The organism is Aliisedimentitalea scapharcae (assembly GCF_045277565.1).
Lineage (GTDB): Bacteria > Pseudomonadota > Alphaproteobacteria > Rhodobacterales > Rhodobacteraceae > Aliisedimentitalea > Aliisedimentitalea scapharcae.
In genome coordinates this window covers 203,731-225,210 of the sequence record NZ_CP123584.1, presented here as the reverse complement: position 1 = coordinate 225,210, position 21,480 = coordinate 203,731, and the positions used below count along the sequence as shown (strand labels likewise).

The window sequence follows — 21,480 nt, the reverse complement described above, 5'->3', positions numbered from 1 at the left end:
CGGATTCTGTTGTCTTTGGCGCTGGCTTGGTGTGCAGCGATAACGCCGTGCGTGGTAAAAGCGCAAGAGAATGCGGATTTGGCCAAGGAGCTGTCAAACCCGGTGGCGTCTTTGATCAGTGTGCCATTCCAATTCAATTATGACAGCGGATATGGGCCATCAGGATCTGGCAAGCGGACCTTTATGAACCTGCAACCGGTGGTCCCGATCTCGTTGGGTGATAACTGGAATTTGATCAGCCGCACCATCATCCCCTTGATTGATCAACAGGATTTTGTGCCTGGGACGTCGCAGAATGGGATCGGAGACATTGTTCAAAGTTTATTCCTTTCCCCAAAGCAACCCACAAAAGGCGGCCTAATCTGGGGGGTCGGACCGGCTTTCCTTCTGCCGACGGGAGGTAATACACTGGGCGCCGATCAGTTTGCTGCTGGTATTACGGGCGTGGTGCTGAAGCAATCCGGGCCGTGGACCTATGGCGGTCTGGCCAACCATTTGTGGGACGTTGGCAAAGGCTCTGGATCGACTGACATTAGCACGACATTTGTGCAGCCGTTTCTCAGTTATACCACACCGGACGCCTGGACATTTACGCTGAACAGCGAAACGACTTACGATTGGATACGCAAAGATACAGCGTTGCCAGTAAATTTTGTGGTGACCAAGCTGGTTAATATCGGTGACCAACCCGTCAGCATAGGGGCCGGTGTCCGTTACTGGGCGGACAGTACAACAAACGGTCCTGACGGTTGGGGAGCTCGTCTTGTCCTGACATTTCTTTTTCCGAAATAGACAGATTAAGCAGTCGGATGGATGTGAATGTGCAACTACGGGGAAAAGAGCCTGATTTTTCCTGTTTGTAACCGCCCCATTTCGAACTAACGTTTTGTTCAGGTCAATCCGGCCTGAACAGCCCCGGGAGAAATGTGATGGGAAAACGCGACGACCTGATCGCTCAATACGCAGATGATCTGAAAAACAAATGCGGGATGGATCCCGATATGGATCTGCTGACCAAGGTCACGATCGGGTGCGGCCCATCCATTTATGATGCGGATGCTTCAACCGTTGCGGCAACACAGGACAGTGAGTTGGAAACCGTAAAAAACAACTTTCTGATCAAGAAGCTGGGATTGGCAGACAGCCCCGAGTTGATGGAAGGCATCAATTCGGTTCTGGACACGTATGGTCGCTCGAACCGGAACAAATACCGCGCAGTGGTCTATTACATGCTGACCAAGCATTTCGGCAAGGAAGCAGCGTATAGCTAACTGACCAGCTCTGTGAACCAATCGAACGCCCGCTCGAGCGGGCGTTTCGCATTTTAGCTGTATTGTCAGAGCTTTGGGTTTGCTGAAAAGATGGAAAGCACCTAGGGTCACTATATGGCCAGGATGGCCGGGACCTGAGTTTTCGATACGCGTGTGGTGAGTAGGATACACGCGGGGTGAAGGGGAAGGAGCCGGTGTTTACAGGCCTCTTCCCCGGTTTTTCCAGATGATACGGTGCGCGGACAGGTGATGTCCGTGCACCGTTTTGATGTTCCACCGGTGGTAAAACAGATGGGTGCCTGACAGTTTTCCTGCTTGGAAACCTCTTTGCGCGCTCCAGAAACGGTTCGATATTTCCATGGGCAGATCCATGAGCAGAGAAATCACTAACACCGGGTAACTGGGTGCTACCAAGCTTCCTGCCCGAAAGGGTATCGTCTGCTCAGGTGGGTTCAAAACAGAGACAAAACCAGGCCAATTGCCCCGCAGGCCAGTGTGGCATAGCCGCCGTCAATCAAACTAAGCCGGGCAGGGCGGCCTGCGTAAAGGTTGTTGATCGCAATCCACGGGCTGATGAAGAACAGGCCAACACCCAGCCCGGCAACCAGCCCCTTGGCAAGCTCGTCAATTCCCGCCAATGCAAATACATGGCGCATCATGCCTGCTACAATCAGTTGCAATGCAAATGTGGCGGCAAAGAGAGACGGGCTTTGACCGCCTTCGGGTTTGCCGTCTTCCCCGCGAGGAATGTTTGCGGCTTGCATCCATTGGTCGGCCAATACGCCGTACCAGACCGCGCCCAAAGCAAACCCAGCCGCTGCTGCGGCGATGACACTGACGAACTCCATAGCTGCTCCCTTCTGAGTTACAATCCAGTTGGGCCAAGTGTGGTCGATCAATCGGGGTCTGTCTGCCCCATTCCGCAAACGGCCAGCCATTCGTCCCGTGTTACAGGTTGTACAGAAAGACGGGAATTCTTAACCAATACCATTGCTTCCAACCGTGGTTCCATCTTGATCTGGCCCAGCGTCACCGGAGTGACAAAGGAGCGGACCGACTTGATATCCACGCAGTCCCACCGGTCGTCATCGGTGGTGCTGTCTGAGTGAGCGCCAGCGCAGACCTCGACAATGCCAACCACCGATTTTTCTTTTTGTGAATGGTAAAAGAACCCGCGGTCGCCAATCTTCATCTCACGCATAAAGTTACGCGCCTGATAATTCCGGACGCCATCCCACTCTTCTCCCGCGTCCCCCTTGGCGACCTGGTCATCCCAGCTCCAGGTCGAGGGTTCGGATTTGAACAGCCAATAGGCCATCAGATCACCTTCTTCCAGGCGATGAGTTCTACTTTCTCGAACAGGCCTGCCTTGGCATAGGGGTCATGATCTGCCCAGTTTTGCGCCGCCGCTATGTCTTCGACATCCAGAATGATCAGCGAACCGGTCATATTGCCGTCGTCGTCCAAAAGGGGGCCAGCCTGAGACACAACGCCAGTGTCTTTGATGTAGTCAAGATGGGCCGCGCGGGTATCGACGCGGGTTTGCAGGGCACCAGTTTTATCGCGGGCAATAAGGGCAATCAGCATGTCATTCCTCTTTTAGTGGTCTGGCCAACAGTTGAGCGGTGGCCTGTGCTATGGTCAAGCTGTGATCGAGTAAGCCCACCACCGTATGCGTGATTGGCATATCGAGAAGCATGGCGCGGGCCTTGGCGTCTACGGCGCGGGCAGTGGCGGCCCCTTCGACTGTGACGGAGGGATCAAATGCCCGTCCGTGCCCGATGGACAGACCCAGTTGATAATTGCGTGACAGCTCGGATGAGCACGTCAGGGTTAAATCGCCAAAGCCTGATAGGCCAGCCAATGTTTCAGGCTGGGCACCACAGGCCAACGCCATGCGCTGCATTTCGGCGTAGCCACGGGTCATCAATGCAGCACGGGCGCTGTCGCCCATACCGGCCCCAATTACAGCACCACAGGCGATGGCCATTACGTTCTTCAAAGCACCGCCCAATTCGGCACCAACCGTGTCCTGGGTGCGATAAAGCCGTATATTTGCCGTTGTTAGAGCCTGTTGCAGGTCCCGTCCCAATGCTTCGTCACAGCAAGCCAGGGTGAGCGCAGTTGGCAACCCACGGGCAATATCAGCGGCAAAGCTGGGACCGGTCAGCAGGGCCGGCTGTGCATCAGGAAGGCATTCCCGAATCACGGCAATTGGACCCAATCCAGTGTTCAACTCTATCCCCTTGCAGCAGGCGACCAGTGTCTTGCCTTTGAACATGGCGTGGTTTTCGGACAGTAACACGCGCAGTTTTTGCATTGGAACTGCCAACAACAGCGTCTGACTTTGCGTCGCATCCGCAAGATCGCTTGTGACCTTGAGGCCCTCGGGCAGAGGCACACCGGGCAGGCGGCTTTCATTTTGGCGCGAGTCTTGCATCGCGCGGATTTGGTCCGAATTTCGCCCCCACAACGTCACAGGGCCATTCCCCGCCAGAGAAATCGCCAACGCAGTACCAAACGCGCCGGATCCCAGAACGGAAACGATCATGCCTTGGCCCCCTTGCGACCGCCGCCCAACATTGATGGGCTGGTATTGTCCAATGGCCAACGGGGCCGAGGGGTCAGGTCCATGCCATCCCGCGCGCCTGCTTTGAACCGCTCCAGCCCGGCATAGGCAATCATTGCGGCGTTGTCGGTGCATAGAGCCAGCGGAGGCGCGACAAAGGTCGCGCCGAATTCTGCGCAGACAGTCTCTAATCCAGACCGAATTGCAGTGTTTGCCGCTACACCCCCGGCAACGGCCACGGTTGGAAAGGGCGGGTTTTCGGCCATGTAAAGGCGCAAGGCGCGGCGGGTTTTTTCGGTCAATGTGTCGACAATCGCGGCCTGGAAACCCGCGCACAGATCTGCGCGATCCTGCCGGGTCAACCCTCCCTTTTCGGCGACGATCTGGTCGCGCATCCGCAGCAGGGCAGTTTTCAACCCAGAGAACGAGAGATTACAATCGGGACGATCCAGCAGGGGGCGAGGAAAGCGATAACGTTTGGGGTCACCGGCGTCGGCTTCTGCCTGAACCGAGGGTCCGCCGGGTTGGGGCAATCCCAGCAAACGTGCAGTTTTATCAAAAGCTTCGCCCGGGGCATCGTCAATTGTGCCGCCCAGTCGGGTGAAATCTTCGGGTCCGCGGGCGATCAGGTATTGGCAATGTCCTCCAGAGACAAGCAGCATCAGATAGGGAAAATTCACCCCATCTGTCAGGCGCGGGGTCAACGCGTGCCCGGCCAGATGGTTTACCCCGACCAGTGGCAGGCCGGTCGCGGCGGACATCCCTTTGGCACACATGACGCCCGACATGACACCACCGATCAGGCCCGGACCAGCCGTCACAGCAATGGCATCCAGGTCCTTCAGCGACACATTGGCGGCCTGCAAGGCATCCCTGACACAGACGTCCAACTTTTCCGCGTGGGCCCGCGCAGCAATTTCGGGAACCACCCCGCCAAAGGCGCGATGCAGGTCGGTCTGACCGAATACGACAGACGACAGAATTTGTGCCCGTTGGTCGCTGGTTTGGCGCACCACGGCGGCAGCAGTGTCGTCACAGCTGCTTTCCAGCCCCAGGATCGTGTGAGTGTCTGTCATAGGTCCTGACCGTTGCATCCCTTTTGTCTCGCAGGTACCACCCTAACAGAGCGCAAACAATCCCGGGGGCTCTGAATGGCTGGCTTGTTGATGACCCGTCCTGTTGCGGCGTCCCGAAAATTTGTTGCAGGTCTGCCGGATTGGGTACTGGCTTTGGCACCTGTTGTGATCTCTCCACTGCTGGACATTCGCGAGAGTCATGTGGGTGTGGACCTAGCTGGGATCAACGGCGTGATCTTCACTTCGTCCAATGGCGTCCGCTGGGCACGACGGTTGTCGCCGGATGTTCCGGCCTATTGCGTTGGTGCGGCCACGACTTGGGCCGCGAAGAACGCGGGATGGCCGGCGGAAATGCGCGGAGAGAACGCCGAAACCCTGATCCGATCCTTGACCGACGTTCCTGTGACAGCGCCCTTGCTGCACATCCGCGGCTGTCACGGGCGGGGAGATGTGGCCCAATCATTGAGTGGCGCAGGTGTACCATGTTCGGAGGTTGTGGTTTACGAACAGCAACTGCTACCTCTGACTGAAGAGGCTCGTAACCTGTTGATGGCGTGTAATGATATCATTGTGCCGCTTTTCTCACCCCGCAGTGCGCGACAATTTGCCGACACTTGTCCCACGGGTGCAAATCCGCACCTAATTGCGATGAGTTCAGCCGTGGCTAATCAATTAAAAGAATTGAAATTCAAAAGCTTGACCGAATGTGAAACCCCAGATGCAGATGCGATGAAGACCCAGATCATTAATCTGTGCAAATCCCTGCACCGGGTTGAGGGAGATGGGCCCGCGCAGTAGTGTCACCGTCGCGGGTTCGCACATTTGATTTGAGAATCGAGGGAGAGGCCGGAGTGGCTGACAAGAAGAAATCCGATCTGAAACATGAAGCGGATGCCAATTCCGGGCAACCCGAAGAGGCTGTGACCCAAGAGCATACTCACGGTGCCGAAGGTCAAGTTCTGACAGAATCCGAGGAAAACCAGATCGATGTGGTCGAAGTAGTTGAGTCCTCGGTGAACCTCCAGGACACTGCTTCCGAGACCGAGACCGAGACCGAGACCGAGACCGAGACCGAGACCGAGACCGAGACCGAGACCGAGACCGAGACCGAGACCGAGACCGAGACCGAGACCGAGACGGGTGAAGTTGAAGACGTTACTGTTGAAGCGACCGGAGATCCTTTGGAGGATCCGGTCAAAAACCCGGCAGAAGAGTCGGAAGACCCCTCTTACCAAGCCGTGACAGATCCAGAACCGCCTGCTGCGGTGGAACGGGTTATAGAAAAGAAGGGTGGCTTTGGGGCTGCCTTGCTGGGTGGCGTAATTGCGGCTGGGTTGGGGTTTGTAGCTGGACGCGGTGAAATTCTGGACCCGTATTTACCGGATGCGTTGAAATCCAACAACAATAGCGAAGCAATCACAGCCGTGGGTCTGGCGCAATCTGAATTGTCCGATGCGCTTGCCGCAGTTCAGGCCAGGATAGATGGGTTGAATCTGCCTGATCTTGGGCCGGTGACCGAAGATCTGACTATGTTATCCGAACAGGTTGCACCGCTTGCCGATGGGCTGTCCGATGCACTGGTACGCCTGGAGGCAATAGAGGGTCAGATTGCGCCGCTGACCACTCGTTTGGGTGACTTGGAAAAGCGACCGATCACCGAAGGTGTTTCGGATCTGGCCATTGATGCATATGAGGCCGAGTTGGCCAGATTGCAGGATTCGCTGGCAACACAGCGTGAAGAAGTCGAAAACATGGTGGCCGAGGCCAAGGCGCTGGATGCCGCCAGCGCGGCTGCGGCTCTTGCGGCCAGCGCACAGTCGGCGGTTGCACGGCTCAAGGTCGGTTTGGATGCCGGCGACGCAATAGACGCAGGTCTGGAAGAGTTACGCGGCCTGGGGGTGGCCATCCCAGACGCCTTGACCGAAGCGGCAGGCGGGGTTCCAACACTCCAAGCGTTAATCGCAGATTACGCCCCGGCAGCCCGCGCTGCATTGGCTGAAGCCAGAGCAGAAGCAAAAGGCTCTGGCGGGGTCCTGGCCTATGTTCAGAGACAGTTGGGGGCCCGATCCGTTACGCCCAGAGAGGGAGATGATCCCGATGCCATTTTGTCACGTGTCGAAGCTGCTGTGACATCCGGACAACTGGAACAGGCTTTGGCTGAATTGGCCGCGCTGCCCGACAGCGCGCGTGCCGCGCTTGCCGATTGGGAAGCTGCAGCAACTGCCCGCCTGACTGCCATTCGCGCCGCCGATGCTTTGGCGCAAAGCCTGAATTCCAATTGAAGGACCCGCTATGCTCTGGTCATTGTTGAAAATCCTCGTTTTTGTCGCGATCATTGGGCTTTTGGCTCTGGGCGCGGGCATCCTGATGGAAACCGCCGGCGGGGTTCAGATCACCTTTGCTGGAACTGAATACACGTTGGGCGCATTGCAGTCGGTGATTGCCTTTGGTGCGCTGGTGGTGCTGGTCTGGGCCTTCCTAAAGCTGTTGTCACTGCTGGTGGCTACTTTGCGGTTCCTGAACGGTGACGAAACCGCCTTGTCTCGGTTTTTTGACAAGGGGCGTGAACGCAAGGGGTATCAGGCATTGGCGGATGCCTTGATGGCGCTGGCTTCTGGTGAAGGACGCCAGGCCATGGCCAAGGCAGCGCGTGCCGAACGCTATTTGGAAAAACCAGAGTTGACCGATCTATTGACCGCACAGGCCGCCGAGATGACCGGCGACACACGCAAGGCGGCCGAGACGTACAAGCGGCTGGTGACAAACCACCAGACCCGTTTCGTTGGTGTGCGTGGGATCATGAAACAAAAGCTGTCCGAGGGTGACACAGACACCGCGCGACTTTTGGCGGAAAAAGCGCTGGCGTTGCGGCCCAAGCATGAAGAGGTTCAGGATACTCTTTTGAAATTGCAGGCGCAGGCACAGGATTGGGCGGGCGCGCGTCAAACTTTGTCGACCAAGCTGAAGACCGGAACCTTGCCGCGCGATGTTTACAAACGCCGCGACGCGGTTCTGGCGCTGTCGTCGGCAAAAGATTTGCTGGCGGATGGTGCTACGACTGAACAACAGGAGCGTGCGATTGAAGCCAACCGGCTGTCGCCGGATCTGGTTCCTGCAGCTGCGATGGCTGCCCGGGCGGATATTGCCAAGGGCAAGAAACGCGCGGCAATCAAAGTGCTTCGCAAGGCTTGGGAGACCCAGCCGCATCCCGATCTGGCTCATGCTTTTGCCGAAATCGAACCGGATGAGACCGCCGAACAGCGGGTGAAACGGTTTACAGCTCTGACCAAGATCCATCCAGACCACACTGAAACCCGACTGTTGGCTGCCGAGCTGAATATTGTGGCCGAAGATTTCCCCGAAGCCCGCCGGTCTTTGGGCGATCTGATCGACAAGGCACCGGATGCCCGTGCATTTACGCTAATGGCAGCCATCGAACGCGGCGAAGGGGCGTCCGATGCTGTGGTACAGGGCTGGTTGGCTCGGGCGCTTCAGGCACCACGCGGCCCACAGTGGGTCTGTGACAATTGTCATCATACACATGTGGAATGGGCTCCTGTCTGTGATACCTGTGCCAGCTTTGATACGCTCAGCTGGAAGGCTCCAGAAGCTGCCGAAGTCAGCAGCGCAACGGGTGCGCATATGCTGCCCCTGATTGTTCGATCGCTGGAAGACAAAAGCGAAGCTCCTGCGGATACCGAGGTCGTGATAGATATCAACGAAACCCCTGACGACTCCGCAATCGACTTAACCACCGAGGACATGACCGACGCCAAAGCCAAGCAGGCGTAAGGTGACTATGGACCCGCGAACTTGACCAGTATTGCACTGACCTGATCAAAGGCCCTCGCGCAAGCGGGGGCCTTTTTTGGAGCGAATGTCGACGTCTGCGGTTGACGCCTGAGTAAATTCTCTAGTGTTGCTGGAATGCCCGTTGGCTTGGGGTCGCGCCATGTCCAATGCCAAGCGGCTTTGATCAGAATGCCGCGCAGCCGCTTTTGTCAACCCGACCAAACGGGCAAAGGCACCATGATCAGAATTCTGGTTACGGGAGCAATACGATGCGGTACCAATATCATCGGAACGGGAAGAACCCCTAAGGAGACTGGTTGTGAAATCCACTATTTTGAATGGCTTGTTGTTGCTGGCACCTCTGGCCGTGATGATCATCATCTTGGAAAAAGTTTTTACGTTCGCTCGGCTTGCCGCCAAGCCGATGGAACGGTTTTTTCCATTGGATAGGGCGGTTGGCGTATTTGTTGCTGATGTGATCGCGATCCTGTTCATTCTGTTTGCATGTTATCTGATCGGTTTGGGCGCAAGAAAAGCTGTCTTTGGTGGCGGCTTGAAGCGTCTGGACAATATCTTCTTTGATGTCATCCCAGGGTATGCAGTGGTCAAAGGCGTCGTAACCAGCGCAACCAGGGCAGAAGACAAAAGTGCGGCACTGATCCCGGTTTTGGTTCGGTTCGATGATTTTGACCAAATCGCATTTGAAGTTGAACGGTTTGAAGATCGGGCGATCCTGTTCTTGCCTGGATCACCATCGGCCTGGTCTGGGAGTTCGGTGATTGTTTCACTGGATCGTATTCAGCAACTCGACATGACCTTTGCTCAGGCAACCGGTCTATTGCGGAAAATGGGACAAGGGTCGCTGAACCTTGTTCCCAACGTCAAATGATCAACTCCTGACGTGGTTCCCGGGGGTGTGCACAGGGCGGTTGTGGCATTGCAGCCAGCTCCGCATCGCCTGCGCGCCGAAAGCACAGTCAAGCAGACCTGCAGCGACAAACAGGCTCAACGTTCAATGCTACCAAGCTCATATTATAAACTGTTCTGGAAAATTGGCTGTGGGCGGCTTGGAAATCGGGAAAAATCCAGCATTCGGGCGGGTTGTGGTCGGACATTGCAAAACAGGAATTGCGTCTACTGCGTGGATTTTTCCAGACTTGCGCGAACTATTGTGACCGTTTAAACGGTCTGGCGCATGCCTCAATAGCTCAGCTGGTAGAGCAGGTCCTTCGTAAGGACAAGGTCGGGGGTTCGAGTCCCTCTTGAGGCACCATAGTTTTGGGGTAATCACCTGATATTGTCGAAGAGGTTATTGGGAATTTCTTGGTTCTCCCTCTGAATATCCCCCCTTAGTTCGATCGGTGTAAGACGTTTGGGCTCCAAATATCCGCGCTTTTGAACTCCTTGTCTGTTTTCAGTTTCTTGCGTTCAATGGTTTTTGCGCCAACCATGTCGTCGTCAGCAACGGCGTCTTTGCCATTCGGGTAGACACCAGTTAGGAAAATTCTGGTCGGGCATTTCTGGGGATTCCCCGGGGATACATGGCCGATAGCATCAATGACGTGTTGACCAAGAGCGGAGCGGCGGCTCGGTACAGAAGTTTGGTTTTGACACGGCTTTTTTCTTGGCCACGACGGCAAGACCATTTCAGAATCTACAAAATCTGACAACGATTTCAACCGTTTAGGACTGTCGCAGCTGGATGGTCAATTCCTGACCTTGTATTTCCGAGCGACCCAATCGTTCAAGGTTTTTACTGCTCCGTTGCATCCAGTCAGTGACGGACGTCAGCGTATTTTTGTCGTGCAATATCCCGGTATACAGACCGTATTGGTAGTCACATCCGAACGCGGCACGGTGCGAGAGGCATGGTTTGGACCGATGACAGGTGACATCTGACGTGTATAGTTCAAACGTGTTCCCACGCTTGATTTCTCAATGCAAAGGCGACTGACCCAAATTTACAAATTTTCCTTTTCCCTCAGAGCAAAGCGAGTTTCCCCATGACTGATTGTCCCGAAGAGAGTCTTGACCCTGCGGATTGGACCGAGACCCAAGAAACCGCAAGGCGGATGGTAGAGGATGCATTTGCGCATATTGGAACCCTGCGTGATCGGCCTGTCTGGCAACAGATGCCACAATCGGTTCGGGATCACTTCGAGACAAATGTACCAATGGACCCAATGCCTGTCGGGGCGGTGTATGAAGAATTTCAATCTCATGTTCTGCCCTATGCCATGGGGAATACTCATCCACGGTTCTGGGGGTGGTACATGGGGTCCGGGAATATGACAGGGGCCATGGCCGATTTCTTGGCCGCCATAGATGGATCAAACCTGGGCGGTGGGAACACGGCGGCTGCGCAGGTTGACCGACAGGTGGTCAACTGGCTCAAACAGATGGTCGAGTTTCCGGCTTCGGCCAGTGGCACGCTGACCAGCGGCGGGTCTGTTGCCAACATGGTTTGTCTGACCGTGGCCCGCAATAAGATGGCTGGGGTCGATGTGCGCGAGGAGGGGATTACGGCGCTGCCCAAACCATTGCGGTTTTACACGTCAGATCAGGTTCATAGCGCGAGTCAGAAGGCTCTTGAAACCCTGGGTTTGGGTCGGCGGGCGCTGCATATTGTTCCGTCTGATGCTAACCTAAAGTTGGATATCGCGGCTTTGAAAAAAGCTATCGAAGATGATCGGGCGGCCGGATACCTGCCCACTTGCGTGATTGCGACCGCGGGTACAACAAATACCGGTGCAATTGACGAGATGCCGACAATTGCTGATCTGTGCGAACGGGAAAACATGTGGTTTCACGTCGACGGCTGTATCGGGGCATTGATCAAGATTGCGCCAGAGAACAGATCCCTGGTCGATGGAATAGAACGGGCGGATTCGATGGCCCTGGACCCTCACAAATGGTTGCATACGCCTTTTGAGGCTGGATGTGCGTTGGTTCGGGATGCCGCGCTCCACTTCCACACGTTTGAGCTGCATGGCGAATACCTAGAAGAAAAACCACGTGGCGTCGCAGCTGCCGAGTTTTTGGGTGACTACGGATTTGAATTGTCGCGTGGTTTCAAGGCGCTCAAGATCTGGATGTCGATCAAGGAGCAGGGTGTTGCCAAATTTGGTCGTCTGATTGACCAGAATATTGCCCAAGGTTCATATCTGACCCAGCTGATTCAGGAGAATGCGCTGTTGGAGCTGGTGGCCCCGACATCAATCAATATCGTTTGTTTTCGTTACCGCGGATCCAGCTTGGCTGAAACTGAGCTGAAAGAGCTGAACACGGAAATCATGCTGCGTCTCCAAGAGACCGGGGTGGCTGTGCCATCCGATACCACCGTTGGTGATCGCCATTGCCTGAGGGTCGCCATCAATAATCATCGTACCAAGAAACAGGATCTGGACCTGCTGGTGCGGGAAGTCACCAGGCTGGGGCAGGATCTGGAACGTGCTAGGCACAACAGCCTCGCGTCCCACCGATCATAAACCGCGCGTGCAACACCCCCATTTTAAGCAGAACTCCGGACGGCATCCAGGATTTGTAGGCTTTTCCGTTTCAGATGGGGGATTATCAGGCCAGAACACCACGAGACTCCTGCTGCCTGTGTTGGATCTGGCCGTCGGCCCGAAGCCAGGAAACTCGCCGGACAATACACGGTCGGCCCATGATACCAGGCTCCATCAGACCCTTCTCCCTCGTGTCCCACCCACTTAGGCGCAACGCAACCAGTGCTTAAACAAATCATGTTTTTCGCTCGCTGACGGCTTCCTTAAGGTGATCTCAAACGCGCCATGATCATCCAGATATCATTCAAGAGGACCCGCAAATGTCAGTTGAACACATAGATACGCTTGTTGTTGGAGGTGGCCAGGCCGGCATCGCCATGAGCGAACATCTGAGCAACAATGGTGTGCCTCACCTCGTATTGGAAAAGAACCGTGTCGCCGAAGCCTGGCGGACGGGCCGCTGGGACAATCTGGTGGCCAATGGTCCGGCTTGGCATGACCGTTTCCCAAACCTGGAATTCGCTGATGTCGATCCGGATGCCTTTCCGACCAAAGAACGCGTCGCTGATTATCTGAACGACTACGCCGAGATGATCAAAGCACCGATCCGAACCGGTGTTGAAGTCAAAAGCGCCGAACGTCTGGACGGTCAGGGCCGGTTCCGCGTCGAAACCTCTGATGGTGTGATTGAAGCCAGGAACGTCGTGGCGGCAACTGGTGCCTTCCAACATCCGGTTATCCCGCCGGTTGTTCCAGCTGATGCTGGCGTTGAACAAATCCATTCGTTTTACTATCGCAACCCCGATCAGCTGCCCGAAGGTGCAGTGATGGTTGTGGGTGCCGGGTCTTCGGGTGCTCAGATTGCTGATGAACTGAACCGCGCTGGGCGCAAGGTTTACCTGTCGGTCGGCCCGCATGATCGCCCGCCACGGGCCTATCGGGGTCGTGACTTTGTCTGGTGGCTGGGAGTTCTGGGTCTGTGGGACGTTGCTGCGCTGAAACCCGGAACCGAACATGTGACGATCTCGGTCAGCGGTGCCTATGGTGGGCAGACCATGGATTTCCGTCGCCTCGGTAACGAAGGCGTCACCCTTGTCGGGCTGACACAATCTTACACCGACGGTATGCTGACCTTTGCTGGTGATCTGCAGGATAATGTCAACGGTGGCGACATCAACTATAAGGAAATGCTGGACGCTGCAGATGCCTATATCGCTCGTACCGGCATCGACCTGCCCGAAGAGCCCGAGGCCCGTATTGCCTTTGCCGACCCCGATTGCCTGACCAATCCGATCAGTGAGCTGAACCTTGCAGAGGCAGGCGTGACGTCGATCATATGGGCAACGGGTTTCCGTCAGGACTTCAGCTGGATGAAGGTTGATGCTTTTGACGACACTGGCAAACCGCAGCACCAGCGTGGGGTATCATCCGAACCGGGCATCTATTTTCTGGGGCTGCCCTGGCAGTCGCGTCGCGGATCGACCTTTATCTGGGGGGTCTGGCATGACGCCAAACATGTGGCCGATCAGATTGCCACCCAGCGCAAGTATCTGGAGTATCGCGGCCCAACCGAAAGCTGACTGCTGTGAGGGTCGCAATAGCGATGATCAGGATCGCCGCACCAAAAGGTGTGGCGACCCGTCGTCCCTTGGGGTGAAAAAGCTTAGGCACACCCTTATCAGGGATGAGACAGACAATGCTTCAATTCCTGCTGACCATATGAAAACCATTAGGGTGAAACGTGCCAGACCCTCCCGAAAGGGGGCCCAGCAGGTGCAGGAGACACACCATGATACGCACAGGATCTGAGTATCTCGCTTCGTTGAGCGCAGGCCGTGAGGTTTATGTGAATGGTGAGCGGGTGCGTGATGTTTCGGGGCATCCTCAGTTCAAGCCGTTGGTGGATATTCGGGCGCGGATTTATGACATGCAGCATCAGGCGCCGCATGCGGATCTGATGACCTATACCGAAGCTGGCGAGGTTTCGGCCATGGGCTACAAGCTGCCCTACAGCCAGGCCGATTGGTGGGCCAAACGCCGCGCCACCGATCACATGATGAATGAAATCGGTGGGGTCGTGACCCGGGTGGGCGATGAAACCGTGGGCGAGATGTGGTCGCTGCTGGATGGGGCTGATGTGCTGGGCGAACTCGACCCGCAGTTTGCGGGCAACATCCGGACCCATATCGACACGGTGCTGCGTCAGGACCTGTTCCAGGTCTCGGCCAATACCGACCCCAAGGGCGACCGGTCGCGCCCTCCGCAGGATCAGGACCCGGACATGCTGTTGCATGTGGTGCGCGAAACCGATGCCGGGATCATCGTGCGCGGGGCCAAATTCGAAACCGCAGCCGCCTATGCCAACCAGGCCTTTACCAAACCGACGATTGCCAATTGGGGCGAGGAAGAGATGTCGCCCTATGCGGTCGGGTTCATCTGTGATCTGAACGCGCCGGGGTTGAAATTCATCTGTCGCACCGGGTTTGCCGGTCGCGCGCCTGCCGCAGATTACCCGCTGGCCAACCGGTTTGACGAGATCGACACGCTGGTCGTGTTTGACGATGTGCTGATCCCCTGGGAGAACGTGCTGTTTTACCGCCACACCCGTGCGGCGATGTTCATGCGCGCCACGTTGCACCGGTATTCGGCGTTTCCGTTCCTGCAGCGGATCCTGAAACAGACCGACATGATGATCGGTGCGGCGCTGTTCAATGTCCGCCAGACCGGGCTGGACCGCGAACAGGGTGTGCAGGAGAAGCTGTCGACCCTGGCGTGCTACCGCGAAGGGATCAACGCACATCTGACCGCGTCGGTGGCGTTGGCGGAAAAATCGCCCGCCGGGCTGATGATGCCGAACCAATCGCTGCTGTATGCGGGCCGGGTGCAGGCCTGTTCGCAACTGCCCGCCATGGTGCAGCTGACCCGCGACCTGTGCGGTGGCCAGGTCTGCGTGACCCCGGATGCGGCGAGTTTCGCCAGCGATGACACGGGTCCGTGGCTCGAGAAATACTATACCCTCAACGACGAATGGGCGGCCGAGGACCGGCGCAAGCTGCTGGCCTTTGCCCGCGACCTGCTGAATTCGGACTACGCCGGGCACCGCCTGTCGTTCCAGCTGTTCGCCCAATCCCCGCCCCACACCCACCTCGCGGCTGTCTACCAGAACTTTGACTGGGACGGGCCGATGGCATTCGTCAAACACGCCGCAGACCTGTCCGACACCGTCATGGGACCAAGGACAACGTCAAAGGCAGATAGCGCTGTCAGCCGGTGGTTCGCGATGGATGCAACGCAGAGCGATAGCATCACCTCCCATTAGCCTGTTTCACCATTCCAATACCCAAACAAACGGAGACCCAAATGGCCCATACCCGTATTCGTAAGTTCAATACCTCGGACACCTACCCGGAACAGAACCTGGACAATGATCTGTGTCAGGCTGTTGTGACCCAAGGTGGCAAAACTGTTTATTTGCGTGGCCAGTGCCCGCAGAATCTGGATGACGCCGTGAATATTGACAGTCACGACCCTGTCGAACAGACCCACAAGGTGATGCAGAACATCCGTCAACTGATCGAAGAGGCGGGTGGTAGCATGGAGCATCTGGTCAAGGTTGTCGTTTATATCACCGATGTGCGCTACCGCGAGGACGTCTATCGCACCATGGGCGAATATATCAAAGGCGTGCATCCGGTGTCGACTGGTCTGGTCGTTCAGGCGCTGGCCCGCCCCGATTGGCTGGTCGAAATTGATGGTACCGCAGTCATTCCCGATTGATCCGTGTTTTGGGGGCTGTCTGCCCCCCGCGTTGCAATCCTTGTTGGATTGCAACGCTCCCCCCGAAAGTATTTGGGACCAGAAAGAAGCCCATTCAGGGGCTATAGGGAGATGAGTGAGAGATGACCTTTTCGCTGGTGGCGCGCTGCGCTGAAACGGGCATGTTCGGAATGGCGATTTCGTCATCTTCGCCAGCAGTCGCGGCGCGATGTGCCTTTGCCCGGGCGGGCGTGGGCGCGGTGGCGAGCCAGAATGTGACTGATCCCTCGCTGGGGCCTTTGACGCTCGATCTGATGGAGCAGGGGCTGAGTGCGACCGAGGCGATTGCCCAGGTGCAGCGGCGCGGTGCGCATATCGACTATCGCCAGGTTCTGGCTGTGGATGCGCAAGGCGACACGGCGATCCATTCCGGGCCAAATTCCCTGGGCATCTGGACCCAGGCGCAGGGGCGTGATGTGGCTTCGGGCGGTAATCTGCTGGCCAATGACGGGGTCTGCCAGGCCATCGTTGAGGGGTTCGAAGCCGCGACTGGCCATATCGGGGACCGGCTGATTGCCGCCATGCGCGCCGGGATGGCGGCGGGTGGTGAGGCCGGCCCGGTGCATTCGGCGGGAATGCTGATCGTCGACACCGTCAGCTGGCCGGTGGCCGAGCTGCGCTGTGATTGGTCCCAGGACGCCTGTCCAATCGAAAATATCGCCGCCGCCTGGGACGTCTACAAACCGCAACTGGACGCCTATATCCAGCGCGCCCTAGATCCCCGAGAGGCACCATCATACGGCGTGCCGGGCGATGAATAACAGCAGGAGAATGCCATGCTGGACTATACTCACCAAGACTGGAAAACCCGCGCCGAGGCTCTGACCCTGCGGGGGCAGGCCTTTATCGACGGCAAATTTGTTGATGCGGTTTCGGGTAATACCTTTGACAGCATCAACCCGGCGACAGGCGCGGTTCTGACTGCGGTTGCGGAATGTGACACGGCGGACGTGGATCTGGCCGTGGCAGCCGGACGGCGCGCGTTTGACGATGGTCGTTGGTCGCGCATGGCACCTGGCGATCGCAAGGCGGTTTTGCTGAAGCTTGCGGATTTGATCCGGGCCAACCTGGAAGAGATGGCGCTGCTCGACAGTCTGGACATGGGCAAACTGGTTACCGATGCGGCCACTGTCGATGCCCCGGGGTCAGCGCATTTCTTTCAGTGGTACGCCGAAGCCATCGATAAGATTTATGACGAAGTGGCCCCCACAGGTCCGGGGGACTTGGCTTTGGTGGCACGGGTTCCGTTGGGGGTGGTCGGGGCGGTGACGCCCTGGAATTTTCCCTTGGACATGGCAACATGGAAGGCAGCCGCGGCTCTTGCGGCCGGGAATTCGGTTGTCCTGAAACCTGCCGAGCAATCGCCTCTTTCTGCTTTGCGACTGGCGGAGTTGGCGGTCGAGGCCGGGTTGCCGGACGGCGTGTTGAACGTGGTTCCCGGCTTTGGCGCCACCGCAGGTCGGGCGTTGGGTCTGCATATGGATGTGGACAGCCTGGCCTTTACCGGTTCGACCGGTATTGGCAAAATGTTCATGCAATACTCTGGTCAATCCAATTTGAAACAGATTTGGCCTGAAACCGGCGGCAAAAGCCCGAATCTGGTCTTTGCTGATTGCGAGGATCTGGATACGGCGGCAGATATGGCGGCCGTTGGCATCTTTTTTAATCAGGGAGAGGTCTGTTCAGCCAATTCGCGGCTTTATGTCGAAAGGTCGATCAAGGATGCATTTGTCGCAAAGTTGATCGCACGCGCCCAGGCCATGCAGCCGGGAGACCCATTGGATCCTGCCGCGAAAATGGGGGCCATCGTTGATGAAAAGCAGACCCAGGGCATTATGCGATTTATCGAGGCCGGCAAGACGTCTGCCAACCTGGTGGCGGGGGGTGAACGGATCACAGTGGGTGGCAAGGGATGTTTTGTACAACCAACCATCTTTGATGATGTAAGCCACGACAATCCTCTGGCGCGGGATGAGATATTTGGACCGGTGCTGTCGGTCATTCCGTTCGATTCCGAAGAAGAGGCCGTGACCATGGCCAATGATTCAATTTATGGGCTGGCGGCCTCGGTCTGGACCGACAATCTGAGCCGCGCCTGTCGGGTGGCAGACCGATTGCACGTTGGGACCGTGTCGGTGAACACGGTGGACGCTCTGTCGGCACAGACGCCGTTCGGTGGAATGAAGCAATCCGGGTTCGGGCGGGATTTGTCGCTGCACAGTCTTGAGAAATACACTGCGCTCAAGACCACTTGGATCAAGTATAAAGCCTGATCCAAAACGCCCCATTGGCGAACGCTCAGGCATCGCCAATGGCCGCTGAACCACCAAAGTTGTTCCGACCTTGCCGGGTCAGTTTCCTTGCCATCATGTTCGCAACAGATATGGCGTCAGCAGGGAAAAGAGCTCTGCCTGAGAAGATATGTTGCATTTTCTGTACAGCTGCTTGCGGATCGTTTTTACGGTGAGCGGACTGATTCCAAGGGTCAACCCGATGGAAACCGAGGAATGACCTTGCAGCACGAGAAAGGCGATTTCAGACTGACGTGGGCTGAGCGAGATTTTCAGCTCGTTCGACAACCTGTTCCTGAGCGCTTCAACCACCTGCAGGTCATCTGTTTCTGTTTCTGACCGTAGATTGCCCCAATGTGCGTTCGCCAGAGCCGCAACGATGGGGGCTGTTTCTCTGAGCCGCGTTATGGTGCGTGCTGAAAATTTTCGACCGGATGTGGCATCCCTTCCGACGCAGATTGTGATGGTCACCCCCGGTGCGGGGTGGGCCAGAAAAATCAATTCGTCGATCAAGGTCGTGCGTCGGAAATAGGACGCAAAATATTCGTTACGTCTGAAGTGATCCGGCGAAATGTCGATCAGACGGTACAGGCCCTCGTCGGCGTGTTTGACATGGAGCGAATAGACTGGGTCAAGCAGGTAGGCACCACGCAAATAGTGGCTGTCAAGATTTGCAAACACACGTCGGTCTTGTGCTTCAGAGAAATAGGCTTCGGGGCCTCGGTCTTTGAAAAAGGCGATCATGGCACCGTTGTCGATTTCACCAATCAGGCAAATCCACCGATAAAGCAAAGTCTGGAAATCAGCCTTTCCAATAGCCGAAATTGCATGGGCCAAAGCCAGTTCCGGACCAGATGCAGACACGTTCATACCTCCTTGGGGGTATATACCCCTCTAGGTAGCTCCAGATATTAATAGTCCTTGAATTGAGAGGTATATCAAAGGCTCGATACCGGGACCAGAAAATCTCTCGCAGGACTTATGCACCTCGCTGCGCAACCCCAGCCAGACGCTAAAGGGAGGGCACGCAATGCGCGACCCACGTTACGATATTCTGTTCGAACCGATGCAGATCGGCCCTGTCACAGCCAAAAACCGGTTCTATCAGGTGCCCCACTGCAACGGTGGAGGGTATCGTGATCCGTCTGCTGCGGCTGCCATGCGTGGTATCAAGGCCGAAGGCGGCTGGGGCGTGATCTTTACCGAACAATGCGAGATGCATCATACTTCGGAAATCACTCCGTTCATTGAATTGCGCCTGTGGGAAGACAAGGACATTCCCCAGCTGCGCAAGATGTCGGAAAAGATGAAGACCCATGGCGCGTTGGCCGGAATTCAATTGGCGTATTCCGGGGTCAACGGTCCTAATCTATACTCCAAAGAAGTGCCGCTGGCGGTTTCGGCCCAACCCATTCGCACCTTTACCAACGATCCGATTCAGGCGCGCGCGCTGGATAAATCCGACATCCGTGATCTGCGTCGCTGGTTCGTGAATGCAGCCAAGCGGTCGAAAGAGGCCGGGTTCGATCTGATCAATCTGTATGGTGCGCATGGCTTTGGTATCTTTCAGCATTTTCTGAGCCGCGCCACTAACCATCGAACAGATGAATATGGCGGGTCGCTGGAAAACCGGTCGCGGTTTGCCAATGAGGTGATTGGCGACATCAAGGACGCCGTGGGCGATACGATGGGGATCGCCCTGCGGGTGTCCTTGGACGAAACGATCGGGGATCTTGGCTTTTCCAATGCCGAAGTCCGTGATTTTGTCGAAATGAACCGAAATCTGCCCGATATCTGGGATCTGGCACAGGGAACTTGGGAAGATTGTTCAGGTCCTTCCCGGTTCAAGGAAGAGGCCGCGCAAGAAGCACTGGTGCGGGGCATTCACGACCTGACCGACAAGCCGATTGTCGGGGTTGGTCGGTTTACCTCTCCTGATGTGATGGCCAAGATGATCAAATCCGGCACGTTGGATATGATTGGCTGTGCGCGACCGTCGATTGCCGATCCGTTTATCCCGCTCAAGATTGACGAAGGCCGGATCGAAGATATCCGTGAATGCATTGGCTGCAATATTTGCATCACCGGCGACATGACTATGTCAATCAGTCGCTGCACCCAGAATCCCACCTTTATGGAAGAATGGCGCAAAGGCTGGCATCCGGAACGCATGAACCCCAAGGGCACCAGCGACAACGTGTTGGTTGTTGGGTCCGGTCCTGCCGGGTTGGAAGCAGCCCGTGCGCTTTCTGAGCGCGGATATGACGTGGCGATTGCCGAGGCGACAACCACTTTGGGCGGGCGTGTGGCCCGCGAACGCCACCTGCCCGGCTTGTCGGCCTGGGGCCGCGTGGTGGATTACCGCGACTATCAGATCAGCCAGAAACCCAATGTCGAAACCTATTTTGACAGCGCGTTGGACGCAGACAGCATTTTGGAATTCGGGTTTGAAAACGTGTGTCTGGCAACTGGGTCAAAATGGCGTCGTGATGGGGTCAGCCGCCAGCATGTTGTGCCCTTTGCCACTGATCCCACGATGCCGATCTTTACCCCCGATGACATCATGGAAGGCACGCTGCCCTCCGGCCAGGTCGTGATCTATGACGATGATCATTACTACATGGGCGGTGTCCTGGCCGAATTGCTGCGCAAGGCAGGGTGCGACGTCACCATCATCACGCCCTCGGCCTATTTGTCGGATTGGACCAACAACACTTTGGAACAACACGCAATCCACAAAAAGTTGGCGGAAATGGGTGTCCATATCGTGCTGAACCGTGGCGTGACCGAAATCGGCAGCGGCCGTGTGATGTCCAATTGCATCTATACAGATGCGCCGCGCGAGTATGGTTGTGACGCTGTGGTCATGGTGTCGTCTCGTTTGGAGAACAACCATGTCTATTTGGATCTCAAATCTCGCGAAACCGATTGGGCTGATGCCGGGATCAAATCCGTCAAGATCATTGGCGACGCCAATGCGCCGGGACCGATTGCCTGGGCCACCTATGCCGGGCACCGCTATGCGCGTGAGCTGGATGGCCAGGACATTGGTGATGCGCTGCCCTTCCGCCGTGAGATTACCGAACTGGCAGTTGGATGATCCGACCAAACACCTAGCCAACTGGCCCAGGGACAGGCCGGATAGCTGGCTGGATC

The 21,480-nt window shown here is 56.5% G+C and carries 19 protein-coding genes and 1 tRNA gene; 14 read left to right on the top strand and 6 right to left on the bottom strand.

The window, feature by feature from the left end; all coding sequences use genetic code 11:
- Nucleotides 1–78: 78 nt before the first annotated feature.
- Together QEZ52_RS01145 and QEZ52_RS01140 are read left to right on the top strand one after the other, a co-directional pair.
- The gene (locus QEZ52_RS01145; RefSeq protein ID WP_406647206.1) at nucleotides 79–792 is read left to right on the top strand and encodes a transporter; all 714 of its coding nucleotides are present in this window, start codon (nucleotides 79–81) and stop codon (nucleotides 790–792) included.
- Between the two features lie 137 nt (nucleotides 793–929).
- The gene (locus tag QEZ52_RS01140; protein ID WP_406647204.1) at nucleotides 930–1,271 is read left to right on the top strand and encodes a DUF2853 family protein; all 342 of its coding nucleotides are present in this window, start codon (nucleotides 930–932) and stop codon (nucleotides 1,269–1,271) included.
- 452 nt (nucleotides 1,272–1,723) lie between these two features.
- Here QEZ52_RS01140 and QEZ52_RS01135 read toward each other — a convergent pair whose 3' ends face one another.
- Genes QEZ52_RS01135 through tsaD form a run of 5 tightly spaced genes read right to left on the bottom strand, consistent with a single transcriptional unit; the run spans nucleotide 1,724 to nucleotide 4,916 of the window.
- Nucleotides 1,724–2,119: a DUF1761 domain-containing protein gene (locus QEZ52_RS01135; protein WP_406647201.1), complete on the bottom strand. Its 396-nt coding sequence runs from the start codon at nucleotides 2,117–2,119 to the stop codon at nucleotides 1,724–1,726.
- Between the two features lie 47 nt (nucleotides 2,120–2,166).
- A complete protein-coding gene (locus QEZ52_RS01130) occupies nucleotides 2,167–2,589 on the bottom strand; it encodes an EVE domain-containing protein (RefSeq protein WP_406647199.1) in 423 nt (140 codons plus the stop codon).
- Nucleotides 2,589–2,858, bottom strand: coding sequence for a YciI family protein (locus tag QEZ52_RS01125; protein WP_406647197.1), 270 nt, complete (start codon nucleotides 2,856–2,858; stop codon nucleotides 2,589–2,591). Before QEZ52_RS01125 ends, QEZ52_RS01130 begins: the two co-directional genes overlap by 1 nt.
- A gap of 1 nt (nucleotide 2,859) precedes the next feature.
- Nucleotides 2,860–3,822 (bottom strand): NAD(P)H-dependent glycerol-3-phosphate dehydrogenase, encoded by a 963-nt coding sequence (locus QEZ52_RS01120; protein WP_406647195.1) that lies wholly within the window; start codon nucleotides 3,820–3,822, stop codon nucleotides 2,860–2,862.
- Nucleotides 3,819–4,916 (bottom strand): tRNA (adenosine(37)-N6)-threonylcarbamoyltransferase complex transferase subunit TsaD, encoded by a 1,098-nt coding sequence (tsaD, locus tag QEZ52_RS01115; RefSeq protein WP_406647193.1) that lies wholly within the window; start codon nucleotides 4,914–4,916, stop codon nucleotides 3,819–3,821. Before tsaD ends, QEZ52_RS01120 begins: the two co-directional genes overlap by 4 nt.
- Nucleotides 4,917–4,991: 75 nt before the next feature.
- Between tsaD and QEZ52_RS01110 the strand changes: the two genes are divergently transcribed.
- From QEZ52_RS01110 to QEZ52_RS01060, 11 genes are all read left to right on the top strand, one after another.
- Nucleotides 4,992–5,714, top strand: a complete 723-nt coding sequence (locus tag QEZ52_RS01110) for a uroporphyrinogen-III synthase (protein ID WP_406647190.1) — start codon at nucleotides 4,992–4,994, stop codon at nucleotides 5,712–5,714.
- 53 nt (nucleotides 5,715–5,767) lie between these two features.
- Entirely contained in the window at nucleotides 5,768–7,198 is a 1,431-nt protein-coding gene (locus QEZ52_RS01105; protein ID WP_406647188.1) for a COG4223 family protein, read from the top strand.
- A gap of 10 nt (nucleotides 7,199–7,208) precedes the next feature.
- Nucleotides 7,209–8,708 (top strand): heme biosynthesis protein HemY, encoded by a 1,500-nt coding sequence (locus QEZ52_RS01100; protein ID WP_406647186.1) that lies wholly within the window; start codon nucleotides 7,209–7,211, stop codon nucleotides 8,706–8,708.
- A gap of 319 nt (nucleotides 8,709–9,027) precedes the next feature.
- Nucleotides 9,028–9,597, top strand: coding sequence for a hypothetical protein (locus tag QEZ52_RS01095; RefSeq protein WP_406647184.1), 570 nt, complete (start codon nucleotides 9,028–9,030; stop codon nucleotides 9,595–9,597).
- A 308-nt stretch (nucleotides 9,598–9,905) separates the two neighbouring features.
- Nucleotides 9,906–9,981 (top strand) — tRNA-Thr (locus tag QEZ52_RS01090).
- 730 nt (nucleotides 9,982–10,711) lie between these two features.
- A complete protein-coding gene (locus tag QEZ52_RS01085) occupies nucleotides 10,712–12,196 on the top strand; it encodes a pyridoxal phosphate-dependent decarboxylase family protein (RefSeq protein WP_406647181.1) in 1,485 nt (494 codons plus the stop codon).
- A 341-nt stretch (nucleotides 12,197–12,537) separates the two neighbouring features.
- Nucleotides 12,538–13,797 carry a flavin-containing monooxygenase gene (locus QEZ52_RS01080; RefSeq protein WP_406647179.1) on the top strand — a complete coding sequence of 420 codons (1,260 nt, stop codon included), beginning with the start codon at nucleotides 12,538–12,540 and terminating at the stop codon, nucleotides 13,795–13,797.
- Nucleotides 13,798–14,006: 209 nt separating this feature from the next.
- Nucleotides 14,007–15,536 carry a 4-hydroxyphenylacetate 3-hydroxylase family protein gene (locus QEZ52_RS01075; protein ID WP_406647177.1) on the top strand — a complete coding sequence of 510 codons (1,530 nt, stop codon included), beginning with the start codon at nucleotides 14,007–14,009 and terminating at the stop codon, nucleotides 15,534–15,536.
- A 41-nt stretch (nucleotides 15,537–15,577) separates the two neighbouring features.
- The gene (locus tag QEZ52_RS01070) at nucleotides 15,578–15,994 is read left to right on the top strand and encodes a RidA family protein (protein ID WP_406647175.1); all 417 of its coding nucleotides are present in this window, start codon (nucleotides 15,578–15,580) and stop codon (nucleotides 15,992–15,994) included.
- Between the two features lie 122 nt (nucleotides 15,995–16,116).
- Complete coding sequence (locus QEZ52_RS01065) at nucleotides 16,117–16,794, top strand: DUF1028 domain-containing protein (protein ID WP_406647173.1); 678 nt, start codon at nucleotides 16,117–16,119, stop codon at nucleotides 16,792–16,794.
- Between the two features lie 15 nt (nucleotides 16,795–16,809).
- The gene (locus QEZ52_RS01060) at nucleotides 16,810–18,306 is read left to right on the top strand and encodes an aldehyde dehydrogenase (protein ID WP_406647171.1); all 1,497 of its coding nucleotides are present in this window, start codon (nucleotides 16,810–16,812) and stop codon (nucleotides 18,304–18,306) included.
- A 93-nt stretch (nucleotides 18,307–18,399) separates the two neighbouring features.
- Here QEZ52_RS01060 and QEZ52_RS01055 read toward each other — a convergent pair whose 3' ends face one another.
- Nucleotides 18,400–19,188 (bottom strand): LuxR C-terminal-related transcriptional regulator, encoded by a 789-nt coding sequence (locus QEZ52_RS01055; protein ID WP_406647169.1) that lies wholly within the window; start codon nucleotides 19,186–19,188, stop codon nucleotides 18,400–18,402.
- Nucleotides 19,189–19,354: 166 nt separating this feature from the next.
- Here QEZ52_RS01055 and QEZ52_RS01050 point away from each other — a divergent pair, with 166 nt between their 5' ends.
- Entirely contained in the window at nucleotides 19,355–21,424 is a 2,070-nt protein-coding gene (locus tag QEZ52_RS01050) for an FAD-dependent oxidoreductase (RefSeq protein WP_406647167.1), read from the top strand.
- Nucleotides 21,425–21,480 lie beyond the last annotated feature (56 nt).